The 13,320-nt window shown below is 48.5% G+C and carries 7 protein-coding genes and 1 pseudogene; 2 read left to right on the top strand and 6 right to left on the bottom strand.

Annotated elements, in window-relative coordinates:
- The first annotated feature begins 6 nt into the window (after window positions 1-6).
- Complete coding sequence (locus tag H3H32_RS26055) at window positions 7-900, top strand: helix-turn-helix domain-containing protein (protein ID WP_182458679.1); 894 nt, start codon at window positions 7-9, stop codon at window positions 898-900.
- Window positions 901-1,050: 150 nt separating this feature from the next.
- Window positions 1,051-2,055 (top strand): alpha/beta hydrolase, encoded by a 1,005-nt coding sequence (locus H3H32_RS26050; RefSeq protein ID WP_182458678.1) that lies wholly within the window; start codon window positions 1,051-1,053, stop codon window positions 2,053-2,055.
- A gap of 237 nt (window positions 2,056-2,292) precedes the next feature.
- Here H3H32_RS26050 and H3H32_RS26045 read toward each other — a convergent pair.
- From H3H32_RS26045 to H3H32_RS26020, 6 genes and pseudogenes are all read right to left on the bottom strand, one after another.
- A pseudogene (locus tag H3H32_RS26045) lies at window positions 2,293-3,030 on the bottom strand (glycoside hydrolase 43 family protein); the annotation flags it as partial.
- Between the two features lie 75 nt (window positions 3,031-3,105).
- Complete coding sequence (locus H3H32_RS26040; protein ID WP_182458677.1) at window positions 3,106-4,110, bottom strand: pectinesterase family protein; 1,005 nt, start codon at window positions 4,108-4,110, stop codon at window positions 3,106-3,108.
- A 274-nt stretch (window positions 4,111-4,384) separates the two neighbouring features.
- On the bottom strand, window positions 4,385-6,034 hold the full coding sequence (locus H3H32_RS26035) for a glycoside hydrolase family 28 protein (protein WP_182458676.1): 1,650 nt from the start codon (window positions 6,032-6,034) through the stop codon (window positions 4,385-4,387).
- 392 nt (window positions 6,035-6,426) lie between these two features.
- Window positions 6,427-7,965: a TolB family protein gene (locus H3H32_RS26030; protein ID WP_182458675.1), complete on the bottom strand. Its 1,539-nt coding sequence runs from the start codon at window positions 7,963-7,965 to the stop codon at window positions 6,427-6,429.
- A 216-nt stretch (window positions 7,966-8,181) separates the two neighbouring features.
- A complete protein-coding gene (locus H3H32_RS26025) occupies window positions 8,182-11,229 on the bottom strand; it encodes a sensor histidine kinase (RefSeq protein WP_182458674.1) in 3,048 nt (1,015 codons plus the stop codon).
- Window positions 11,230-11,984: 755 nt separating this feature from the next.
- Window positions 11,985-13,319, bottom strand: a complete 1,335-nt coding sequence (locus tag H3H32_RS26020) for a hypothetical protein (RefSeq protein ID WP_182458673.1) — start codon at window positions 13,317-13,319, stop codon at window positions 11,985-11,987.
- Window position 13,320 lies beyond the last annotated feature (1 nt).

The following is a 13,320-nucleotide window of genomic DNA, read 5'->3' as shown; positions in this document are numbered from 1 at the left end:
CACGTTATGGAATTTGTAGATATCAAATCGATTGCGGAGCTGCACGATTTTTTTCATTACGGCAAACCAATCCACCCCTTACTATCCGTTGTCGATCTGGCTAAGGTAGATCGTTCGCATCGGAAACCGGGTGTTGCTTACCGAATCGATTTGTATTCGATTGCCTGCAAGGAAATACAGGGTAAGTTTATGTATGGTCGGACAACCTACGACTTTTCGGAAGGGACACTGATGTTCACGGCTCCTAATCAGATTTTATCGCCTGCTGCCGAAAACAGGGTTACGGGTTGGGGAATTTACATCCATCCCGATTTTTTGAATGCAAGTCCCAAAGGACATGCGTTAATGGAATACTCCTTCTTTGGGTACGACATGAATGAGGCTTTGCATACGTCAGAAGCCGAGAAAAAGGTATTAGACGACTGCCGTCAAAATATCGAACGAGAGCTGTCGAACAATTTAGATAAGCACTCGGCCAATCTTATTCTGATGAATCTGGAGATGATTTTAGGGTATTGCTCTCGGTTTTACGATCGGCAGTTTTTAACAAGGACTAACGTAAGCAACGACATTGTTGAAAAATTTGACAGACTGCTAACGAATTATTTTGCCCAACATTCGCTGATCGAATCCGGCGTGCCAGACGTAGGTTATTTTGCGTCGCGCCTGAATCTGTCTGCCAACTACCTGTCCGATTTATTGGGCAAATACACGGGTAAATCAACGTACGAGCATATTCACCTAAAGCTCGTGGAGAAAGCGAAGTCCTTATTGTGGAGCACCGAAAACTCAATCAGCGAAATTGCCTATGATCTTGGTTTTGAGCATCCATCGCACTTTACGAAGGTGTTTAAAAACAAAACCGGCCTATCGCCCAGGCAGTTTCGAAACCTGAATTAGAAAGCGTTGGTTGGTGAACGGATAAACTCCTCATTCGGCGTAGTGAATACTACACTCAACGAGAGAACTTCTTTAGCAATCTTTGCGCATCGCCTTTGCGTACTCCGCGGTTGTTAAAAAACTAAACCGTTTCTGAAAATCATTCCAATAATGGCAGTTAGACTCCTACAACTCGATAAGAAATACGCATTTGTTATCGTAGCAATACGCTGCCTGATAACCACTTCGGCTTGGGCTCAGCTAGGTCCGACGGGCGGACGGGATACATCATTCACGGTACGGAAGTCATACATTCAGGAGAAAAAATACCATCCCGAAATAACTATAGTCGATTCGACCTTACCGGCTGGGGTCCGTGTTGCGCGGGCTATTGCGTATAGCAATCCGGTAGCCAATCGGAAATTGCTACTGGATGTGTATTCACCAGTAGCTTCCGGGAAAACGAACCCGGCTGTGCTCATGATTCATGGCGGTGGCTGGCGTTCGGGCGATCGGTCGCATAATAACACACTGGCGGGGCAACTGGCCGGTAAAGGGTTTGTAGCTATTCCGGTCGAGTATCGTCTATCGCCCGAAGCATTGTATCCGGCGGGTGTTCATGATGTGAAAGCGGCTATTCGCTGGGTGCGGGCCAATGCCAAGAAGTACGCCATTGACCCCAATCGGATTGCCGTATTGGGCTTTTCGGCGGGTGGACAATTGGCCGCGCTTGTTGGCACGACTAACGGAAATAAAGTTTTAGAAGGAACAGGCGGCAATGCTAAGCAGTCGAGTGATGTACAGGCTATTGTTGATATTGATGGCGTGCTGGCGTTTATTCACCCCGAATCGGCCGAAGGAAATGATACAAAGTCAATATCTGCCGGGACTTATTGGTTCGGGTATTCGAAAGAGCAGAAGCCTGAATTATGGCAGGAAGCGTCGGCGTTGAATCACCTTGACAAGTATACTCCACCTATCCTCTTTTTGAACAGTTCAGTGGATCGAATGCATGCCGGACGGGATGATTTACTGGCTAAACTCAAGCCGTTTGGTACGTATTCGGAAGTGCACACGTTTGCCGATGCGCCCCACACGTTCATGTTTTTCAATCCCTGGTTTACGCCAACGCTGACGTACATCACTAATTTTTTGCACAAGGTGTTGGCACGTTAGTGTTGACTGAACCGTAGTTTTGTTTTTTGACAGGATTAACAGGATAAAACAGGATTTTTTTATAAGTAATTAAGCATAAATAGCTTAGGTTATTTTGGAAAGGCGTTTTTGTCCTGCTGACGAAGGAAGCATCTTCGGGTGAGGCTATTTATCCGGCTACCAAAGATGCTTCCTTCGTCAGCAGGACAAAAAATAATCTAATGTATTTTAGTCGGCCTACTTATTATAATCCTGCGGAACACCACCGGCCGGAGCAAAAATGTAGTAATAGCCATTCCGCTTATAGATTTTGGGGCCTTCGATGGTGGGATCGGTTTCGTGACCGTCGTAAACAATGGCTCCTTCGTCGATCACTTTCGCGCCGTCGGGGCTCAGCTTTTTCACCGTAATAACGCTTTTGATACCTGCCCGGCTACCAGCCCAACCGTGTACCAGATACACCTGCCCATTATCGTCCCAAAGCGGACAGGGGTCGATCAATCCTTTGCCGCCTTCAACCAATATCGGTTCTGACCAGGGACCCGCTGGATTTTTAGCTTTGGTCAAATAGATTCCAAAATCCGGGTCGGGGTAGTAGATGTAAAATTCATTGTTGTGGTAACGAATAGCGGGTGCCCAAACACCATTACCGTGCTGCGTCTTCTCAAAATGATCGAAAGGTGGTTGACGTTTCAGAGCATGGCCAATGAGTGTCCAGTTAACCAGGTCTTTTGACTGCAGAATGGGAAGGCCAGGTATCGCATCGAAACTGGAGGCTACCAGATAATAATCATCACCAGCCCGACAAGCGTCAGGGTCGGAATAATCGGCATTCAAAACGGGATTTTTGTAACTCCCATTGCCTAAATCCGACACCCAAACTTTTGAAACATAAGGCGTTTCTGATTCCGTAGTCGCGGATTTCGGTTTAACCGTTTGTGCAATGACTGACACTATTGGCAGACAAACTAAACCAATTAGGGGTAAAATTTTCATGAGAAACTTTCTGTAAGTTTTTCTGGATCTCTTTTTTAGCCCCTCTCCTGTTTTGGGAGAGGGGAGCGAGCCATTTCACTTCTTCGGATTCCAGGCCGATTGTGCAGAAAAGATGGTCGTCAGGGTATATTGATTGGCCTCCTTAGTAGACAGCTGTTTCGACCAGCCAGCTCGTTTCGATGAATTACCACCGGGGCCAGTGCTGCCGTATTCGGCGTAGAGAACCGTTTTTTCGTTGTCGGCGTTGCCCCAGTTATCCCAACCTACGGGTAAAATGTGATCGCCCATATCGATTCGGATGAAAATTGTTTTGGCATAAAGCCGCCAGGGGCGTCCCAAATAGACTTTTTGGGCAGCAGGATCGGCAATGAGTTTGCAATCAAAAAATACGAAACCATAGCGTTGATACTCGGGCGTAGCGGCTGCGGTAATAAACGAATCAGAAAGATTTTTGATGGTGCAGGACTGAAAAACGGCGATTGATTTCCCGAAAATGAAGTCGGTCGTTCCTTCGATGTAGCAATTTTCGTAGTACTGCCGACTTCCTTCGGCGGCTGCATAAAGCGTATCCTGATTGCCCAGCAACACGCAGTTTTTGCACACGAACCGATCACCTTCTACATGCAGCGCCACCGCCTGACCGACTCGACCAGCGGTGTTCCGAATGGTCAGATTTTCTAGGATTATATCTGGCGCATCGACCAGAACGACGTAGGAAGTATAGGTACTGTATTTGTCTTTCCCAGTCCAGTCTTTCCCCCCCGGATAATCTTTCCCCGAATAGTCATTCCCCGTAATAATGACGCCCTCTTTACTCTCGCCAATGACATGAATATTGGGTTTCCAGGATGGGATGACGAGTTTTTCAGCATAAACGCCATTTTTAATATACAGCGTTACCCGCACCTGCATATGATCGCGGAAGTTGTTGACGGCTTCCTGAATGGTTTTGTAGTTACCGCTACCATCCTGCGCCACCGTAACGGTTACTGAAACTGTGGGTGAAGCTGGTGGGGGAGTCTGGGCAAATGAACTTGTTGTCCAGATTAATAAGAAAAGTAGTAATAAGGGGCGAATCATTGGGCTATAGTTAGAGCGGTCAGGGGGAGTTCAAAACAGAGAACAAAGGGGCTAAATATTGAAGCTGTTTAAACTTTAATATTTCATTGACAAGCGAGCCTTTTTTGTCATTCCGACCGTAGGGAGGAATCTCAAACCTTCCTATCAAGGGACTTTAAGATTCCTCCCTACGGTCGGAATGACAAAAAACATCGATTTTAACTTCACTTGAGGAAGTCAAAATAACCCGTTTAAGCTATATCTCCGTGCCTCTGTTGTTAATAGATTTATACGACTATTGGCTAATAATCAATTGCTTTTCAGCGGCACCTTTGGTGAATTCAGCTTTGGTTTTCGCTTTCGTAAGATCGGTATGGGATACGCGAATTGCCTGACTCCGTTCGCCTGTTATTGAAAACAATAAATTCGTATTCGCATCGTACTGAACAGCATCGAAGGTCAGGTTATGGCTATTGTCGACCAGAATGACGGGCTTCGTTTCTTTGGTAATCAACTGAGTATGCGTCAGCCGAATGTCACTTGCGTCGATTAGCTCTACACCTTTGTCGGCCTGTAGCACCAGATTGTCCATCTCGATATTTTTGATAGGCATTTCAGGCAAGCCACGGATGAAAACGCCTTTGGTGGCACCATTACAGACGATATTCTCAAACTTCATATTTCGGAAGACAGGCGTGCCTTCATTAATGACTGGGCGTTCGTCGCGCTCGCCATCTGTCGCGAACTTCACGAAGTAATACATATCGAAGAAAATGGCTTCCTGCGCGATGTCCTTCATGAAAATATCCTTCGCGTAAATATGCTCGACTACGCCACCCCGCCCTCGTACCGATTTGAAACGTAGCCCTTTATCGGTTCCCATAAACGTACAGTTCGAGACGAAAATATACCGGGCTCCTCCGCTCATTTCGCTGCCCACCACAAATCCTCCATGTCCGTTGTAGACGATATTATTCCGAATAATGCCATTTTCGGTTGGCATGCCGCGTTTACGTCCTTCCTCGTCTTTTCCCGATTTAATACAAATGGCATCGTCGCCTACGTCGAGTGTACACCCTTCGATCAGGAAGTTTTTGCAGGACTCAATGTCCATGCCGTCGCCGTTGTGGGCATATTCAGGATTCTTCGTCGTAACGTTTCGGATGGTCAAATCCTGACACATGAGTGGATGCAGGCACCAGGCTGGTGAATTCTGAAACGTGACGCCCTCCAGCAGTACTTTTTTGCAACCCGTCAGCACCAGCAGGTTTGGGCGAAGGAAGTCTTTCATATCGGCAAAATCCTGAGGAGCTTTGCCCGCTGCCAGCAACATGCTCCGGTTTTCGGTAGTGGCCCGCTTAAACTGCTCGCTTGGGTACCATACCTTGCCGTCGTCTTTCAAAACACCACCCGAAGCTACTTTCTCCTGCCACTGACTATCAGTTAATTGGCCTTTGTTAACAGCCCGCCAAACATCACCGTTTCCATCCACAATGCCCTGACCGGTAATGGCTACATTGGTCAGATTTATGCCCGATATAGGCGACTGATTTCGGGCGGCTCGTTTGCCTTCGTATACGCCTTCTACCAACGCATACTGATTTTTGTCGGTGGTGAACAGCAGCGTAGCCGATTTTTTCAGGTGTAGGTTGACGTTGCTTTTCAGCTCAATTGGCCCGGTCATCCAGATACCACTCGGCACCAGTACCACGCCACCACCTTTCTGGCTACAGGCCGAAATCGCAGCATTAATCGATTTCGTGTTCAGAGTAACCCCATCGGGCTTGGCACCATACGCTAAAACGCTGATTGTATCCTTCCGAAAAACGGGCTGAGCGATCTTGGGAAGGTTAGTCCAGCTATACGCTACGGGCGATTGAGCCAAGGTCGGGAAACTGGCCAGCGTTGCTAAAGCAACACGTACTACGAACTGAGTTTTATTCATCTACGTACTGTATGACTTGCCGAAAAGAGAATTTTTGGCGCTTTTCTGGATCGGATATCCAGGTTGCGTCTTAAGATCAGGTAGCTGTGGATTTATACTAGCTAGGACAAGGAACAGAGTGTATTGCCGCAAATAGTTTTATTGATTCTTTTAATAGTATAATTAAATAAGTGTTATTGGTCGATAATTATTAAAATAGTACTATGTGATTTTGGGAGATGTAGTCGGTCCTATTTTTCATTCTCGCCGGGTTAAAACCCGGCGTAGTTCATCCATTCTGTGTTTTTGCGCCGGGTTTTAACCCGGCGAGTTTTTCCATCAAACACAAAAAAACGCTGACCCTATGGGAGTCAACGTTTCTTGCTTCATCTAGAATTGAGGGAACAAAGGGTCTATTTTTCAACCGGACTAATGCTACTCTCGGCTGTATTGCTGATGAAGGCGACCCGTTTGCTGTCTGGCGACCACGATGGGGTGTTAATCGTGCCCTGCCCACCATAGATGTAGGCAATCACTTTCGGTTGGCCAACGCCCGAAATAGGCAGCAAACGCAGGTAAACATGTTTGTAAAATGGATGGTCGTCGGACTTCACTTCGTCTTTCAAAAACGATAGAAAAACGATCCATTTGCCATCAGGCGAAATATGCGGGAACCAGTCGTGAAACTCACCGTTTGTGATGGCTACCTGTTCACTTCCATCGGCTTTCATGCGGTAGAGTTGCATGGTTCCGGTACGGCTGGAGTTAAAATAGATGTGTTTGCCATCGGGCGTATATTCTGGACCGTCATCAAGTCCTTTTGCTTCTGTCAGGCGGGTTTCTGAGCCACCGTTGGAAGGGACGCTGTAAATGTCGAACTCGTTATTGCGCGAACCGGTGAATACCAGCGTTTTCTTATCCGGCGACCAACCGTGTAAGTAGGAGGGGCCTTTGGGCGTAATCTGTTTCGGCGACCCGCCCTTTGATGGAACTGTGTAGATAATTGAACCGCCCAGTTCTTTTACACCACTGCTCAGCCCCAGCATTTTGCCGTCAAAAGATAGCACGTGGTCGTTGTTATTATTTTTTACATCGCCTGTGTTCAACACAGACGGCTGCCCTGTTGCCAGATTGAAGCTGTACATCTGGCCGTCACCATTATAGAGTAGCGTTTTTCCATCGGGCATCCAGTTAGGAGCCTGAATCGACTTGGGTGCATTGAAAATCACCTTCCGATTCCCCGACGCTACGTCCAGTATTTCCAGGTTGCTGGCCAGATATTCTCGGTACGGCACGAGTCCGTCATGAGCGGGGACGCTAATGCGCACATCGCGAAAGGTGCCTCGTTCGAGTACATCTTTATTATGCGATCCAATAAATAAGCCGACGTAGACTTCTTCGCCCAGATCCAGATCGGTTACCTGCTCAGTTACAAAGGGTTCGCCAAACTTGGCTACTCGCATGGTATAGGTATTGCCTTTCCGTTCCAGTTGAATGACGTCGGCATGGGTTAGTTTCGAGCGTACCTCTTCGGTATTGGCACCGGTAGTCCGCCGGAATTGTAACGACGTAAGGCCATCGCCATGCTCGGCTGCGTTGATATGGGCCGATTTGCCGTCGAGACTGCTCCGAACCATCCAGCCAACTTTACGATGTGGGTCAACGCCTTTGCCTACCAGATTGGCCCGCGTGTACAGAATGAAGTCGCCTTTTATTCGTTTCCACAAGTAATGAAACTCGTCGTGATCGAACCAGATATTATAGCCGGAACCCGAAAGTTCGTACTGGTGCGTTTTGGGATTATACTGCGCAGAACCGGGTTTCAATACGGCGCCGATGTCAGTATTTCCCTCAAAAACTCCCAGGTTCTGCTTCTGTGCCAGAGCGGATGAGCTTGCCAACAATAGGAGATTGGCTAAATAAATCAGAAGCGTTTGGTTTAGGCTTTTCATAGGTTGGTTAGCCGTTATGTTCGGTCTGCCTAAAAAAGTCTGCTTGGGAGTATTCTAATGACTACTAAGTAATTAATGAGTGAGGTAAAGTGGCACACTGGCGCGAGCATTTGCTCATGCCGTTTAATTTAGCCAGTATTCACTGGCGCATATCCAGCCGGAAGGTCAGCGAATGCTGACAATATGAAACGGCACGAGCAAACGCTCGCGCTAGAGTTATCCTTTTTCGACGGGAATGATCATTTCTACGCGGGTGCCAGATGGGTTATTGTTTTCATCGAAAAGGTCGATTATCTCCAGCCGGGCGTCGCTGTCTTTCCGGCTGAGCGATTCGAAAAGCCCTTTCGTCATCTCCTGTCCGCGCGAGATGTGGCCCTCACGCTGTGGAGTTAGTTTTCGACCAACGCCGTTGTCTTCAATTGTGCAATAAATATGGTGTCGGTCAATGCGGGCTGAGATTTTGAGGTTTTTCTCCCCTTCTTTCGGCATCAGACCGTGCCAGATGGCATTCTCGACATAGGGCTGGAGTAACATAGGCGGCAGCAGGGCATCCAGTAGCGTTTCGTTTTCTTCGATGTCGAACTCGTAGTGAAATTCATGATTGAAACGGAACGACTCCATCTCGATATACATCCGAAGGGTTTCAATAATCTGCTCGAAACGCAGGTACTGATGATTCGAGTTTTCCATGATGCGCCGAACCAGCCTCGAAAATTTCGACAGGTATTTGGCCCCTTCGATACCCCGATCAGTAAGCAGATAGTTCTGAACGGAATTGAGTGAATTGAACAGAAAGTGGGGATTCATTTGGGATTGCAGGGCCCTGAGTTTCAATTCAGCGATTTGTAGATCCATGCGATTGCGCTCGGCAATGGTCTGATTTCGCTCTGCCAGCGCATTTACCCGCCAACGCATCATACCTACCACAAGACCGCCTATCAATAAGCCAATGAGCGACCGAAACCACCAGGTGGCCGTAAAATGCGGCTTTACAGTAAATCGAACGACTAAGGGCTTGTCGGTCCAGACGCCACTCCCGTTGCCGCTTTTAATGTTGAGTTGATAAGTTTCCGGAGCCAAGTTGGTAAACGACAGCATGTGTCGGTCGCCCAGATCGACCCAACTGGTGTCAAGCCCCAGCAACTGATATTTGTACTGGTTTTTGGAGGCTGGTTCGTAGTTCAGCGCCGAGAAACTGAGTGTAATGGCATTCTCGTCGGGTTGGAGGGTAAGCTCTTTCGATACATCCAACTGAACAGGTTTTCCTTTTATTTCAAGCGAGCTAAGGGCGATATGTGGTTTAGTGATCTGGTTATTTAACTGATTGACATTTAAAATATTGATGGTGTTCGTATGGCCCAGGAACAGTTCGTTGGCTGGGCTGTAATAGAAACCCACTGGCGAGTTACTATGTAGCCCTTCAATGGTGGTTATGTAGCGAATCGTGTGATTTTTGGGGTTCGCAATGTTGATGCCCTCGTTGGTACTAAACCATAGATTTTTATTGGGCGATTCGGCAATGTTGGAACAATAGGTGTCGATGAGTGGGTCGGTTTTGAACTCGAAGGTCGTCAGAATCTGCCCGGTGCTTGACAGCTTCGACACACCACCCCAGCCGGAAATCAGAATGGAGCCGTCGGGCGTCAGATTCATGCCGATGATGCATTCCCCGCCAATGATTTTTCCTTTGTTGATAGGGAGACTCTCTATGTTGATGAACTCGGCTCGTTTTTCATCGAAAAAGAATAGCCCACGGGAGCAGGTCGCCACCCAGATACGTCCGTCGACACCTTCCAGGATGCCTTTTATGTAGGTCAGAGTCAATAATTTTTTGTTCTCTTTCTCGGGCCAGAGTTTGATTTCCTGACCGGTAGTCGGCGCAATGACTTTTACCCCATCGTTCAGATTGGCAATCCAGAGTCGTCCTTTTCGGTCGAGCAACCCATCACGGAAGTCGGTGTTTTTGAATAAGCGGGTAGCGGGTTCCCAGCTAGAGAAACGGCCCTTCTGGAGATCGCCCACAAAAACGCCTTTGTCGGTAAACGCAAAGGGACGACCCTGAATCCACCGAAGTTGTTGCGTGAGTGCGTTGACAGGGTAAGACAACCGCTGGAAATGATTGGTGCCAGAGGTCCAGACAAGTGCACCTGAATGCGATAAGCCGAGCAGGTAGTCGCCAGTGGGAATGGGTAAAATACTGCTGACCTTCACCGGAAGCCGGACAATCGTAGGCGGAATGTTGACCGTGTGAATACCCGCATTGCGGTACCGGTATTTATAAACGCCTTCGGTAGTGCCAATCCATAAAATTCCATTGGCAGTATCGTCGCACATATCTTTTACCTGCGTGCCATTGTTGTAGAATTCGGGTAAATGATACAGTTCGTTTCGGTCGGGATAAAAAATGCTGATACCGTCGTCGGTACCAACGAACAGGATTTTTTGCCCATTTTCATCCTGCGACTCTCTGACGCACACCACATTCGTATGGTCGAACCCTTCTTTCCGAATGCTGAACGACTGCGTTTCGGGTGAAAACCAGACCAAACCATATTCGTAGCCGCCAATCCAGAGATTCCCGGCGGCATCGGCCGAGGCTTTGCATAAGCGAATCGAAATGCGGTTACGGGCTAAAACCGCGTCTTTACCTAACATGCAAATAAGTTTGTCGCGCTGACGATCGTAGCGATAAAGCCCGATCTCCGAAACGACCCATAATTGATGATGGGCATCTTCGTAAAAGCTGGCATATTGATACACATCGCCCCCCGAAGCGGTCTGTGAAAATTTGTACCGATGGAGCTTTTGGGTAGTGGGGTCGTAGCGTTTAACGGACGTGTAGTCGCACACCCACACCTGATCGTGGGAGTCGACCATGCCCTGTTCGTGGAGATCGTTGCTCGGGTCGGTATCGTCGTAGTTGTTTCGGGCAACGGTGGTTACGGCCAGTGTTTTGGCGTCGATTTTGCAAAGCCCCCGCGTGTCGTTCGAGGTGTAGATGTCCCCTTTGGAGTCGGTGGAAACGCCGGAACAATAGCCCAGTTTGAGGCTATCCAGTCGCAGGAAATTATAGCCATCATAGCGGCAGATGTTTCGACCCGTACCAATCCACAAAAAGCCATGCCGGTCTTTGTTCAGGCACCAGACATCATTGGAAGGCAGCCCTTCACGCGTTGTCAGGTGTTCAAGCTTCAAGGCAGGCATTTGGGCCGATGCGGACCAACGAAGCAGAACAACCAGCAAACCGAACAGAAAACAACGCATTGATTAAAGAGTAAGTAGGCTGGGTTTGATTGTAATTGAGTTGAGCGGATTAGTCGCCGAATTGGGTCTGTTTGGTATCCTCGGTCTGTGAGGATATATACATATCTCTGATATAGTCTAATCAGCCCTGTAAGGGCGTCCGGTCAATAGTTATTGTTGTTTATTAGAAACCTGAAGCGCCGTAGCCGGGCCGCCGGAGCGGTGCGATCGATAGGAACAGAATTAGGTCGCACCGCTCCGGCGGCCCGGCTACGGCGCTTCAGGTTATGCTCAATCCTCTGTTTTCTATTAACAGGCCACTCCTAACGGAGTTTTGAACATGCTCAAAAAAAAGTGTGTATACTCTAGATGAGGACACAGACCGAGGATACGAATCAACAATGTCATCGATTTTTTTAGACAAGCTAATGAATAATGCGTTTAAACTAATGCATTTGTTTATGAGTGAACCGGTTGACTTGGTATGCGGGGCAATCTGAGTGGAAAGCGGAGGATTTAATTTGACAGATGGTGCGTAACCACAGCCGACAACTAAGTAAGTAATCATAAGCATTACGATATTTTACCCCACCCCAACCCCTCCCCTTAGTTCAAGGGGAGGGACTAAAAAATACCGAGTCTTCACCCCTCTCCTGTTTTCAGTGGAGGGGACGGGGGGGGGTAAAATACCGTGATACTTATGCACCGCCGACAACTAAAAAGCCCAGACAAACAAATTGCCTGGGCTTTTACATGAACGGGATTGTTTTTATCGCTTACCGAACGGTTCCGCTTTTTGTCTTCTGAATAACGATCGGTACACATTTCGGATCGGGGCAATTGCAGTAGGCTGGTTCCAGGATGACGGTCACATCGGTATAGCAGCTTCCACCTGGGTTATACAATCGAATGGTGTAAGGCTGGCTCGTTCCTGGATTTGGCAGGTTGGTGAAGCTCACCGTTCCGGCCGTTACCGTCAGGTTGGTTGGTGCTCCATAAGCCGGGCCACTGCCATACGTGCTGCCTACAACAATGTCGGCCCGTTCGGTATTCACCAGCGTTGTCAACACAATTCGAGCATCGTTGTTCGCTGCCGCACCAGTACAGGTAGCTGTTACTGCCTGAGGTGCTGCAGTATAAGATGGCACGTCGTTAACCGTTACGCTTGTTGCCGTTGTGGACGAACAGCCCGTCGAAAGTGTACAGGTTGCCGAATAGATTGTGGTGATCGATGGCGACACCAGAATACTGGCGGTCGTTTCTGTAGTTGACCAGAGAACCGAACCACCTGTACAACCCGTTACCGTTAACGTTGCCGATTGACCCGAACAGACCGTTGCCGAATTGACCGTGATCACTGGCAATGGATTGACCGTGATGGTGATGCTGGCTATATCCGAACATCCATTTACGGTGCTTACGGTTACCGAGTAAACGTTGCTGGTGTTCACCACGATCGAAGCACTTTGTTCACCGGTCGACCAGGTATACAGATCGCCACCGCTCGCGGTTAAGGTCGCGCTTTGGCCCTGGCAAAGTGTTGCGCTGGTGACCGTAATGAGTGCCGTTGGCAATGGGTTCACTGTGATGCCACCCGTAGCCGAACCTGCGCAACCGGCACTGGTGCTGGCGGTTACCGAGTAAACGCCAGCCACTGTTCCAACTACTTCATTCGGTGTGCCCGGAACAGGTGTCAAACCAGCCGAGAAAATATAGTTCGTAAAGCCAGCAGTAGCGGTTAACGTTGCCGACTGACCGGCACAGATCGTTGCTGAGCTGAGTGTAACGACTGCCGTTGGATTTGTCGTGATGCTTCCGGTAGCGGTACCTACGCAACCTGCATTACTGATCGCCGTTACTGAGTAAGTGCCTGCCAGGGTGCCACTCGCTACATTGGACGTTCCAACCTGCGCTAGTCCCGTCGAGAAAATATATGTGTCGTAACCCGGCGTTGCTACCAACTCACCTACCTGACCTGTGCAAATCGTTGCCGATGTAAGTGTTACAGTCACGGCTGGATTAATGGTAATGCTACCCGTTGCGGTACCCGAACAGCCTTCGGTGCTAATGGCCGTTACTGAGTAAACACCGTTTGCGGTTCCCGTAGCCACA

Origin of the sequence: Spirosoma foliorum, from assembly GCF_014117325.1 — a bacterium.
GTDB lineage: Bacteria > Bacteroidota > Bacteroidia > Cytophagales > Spirosomataceae > Spirosoma > Spirosoma foliorum.
This window is presented reverse-complemented; position numbering and strand designations above follow the sequence as displayed.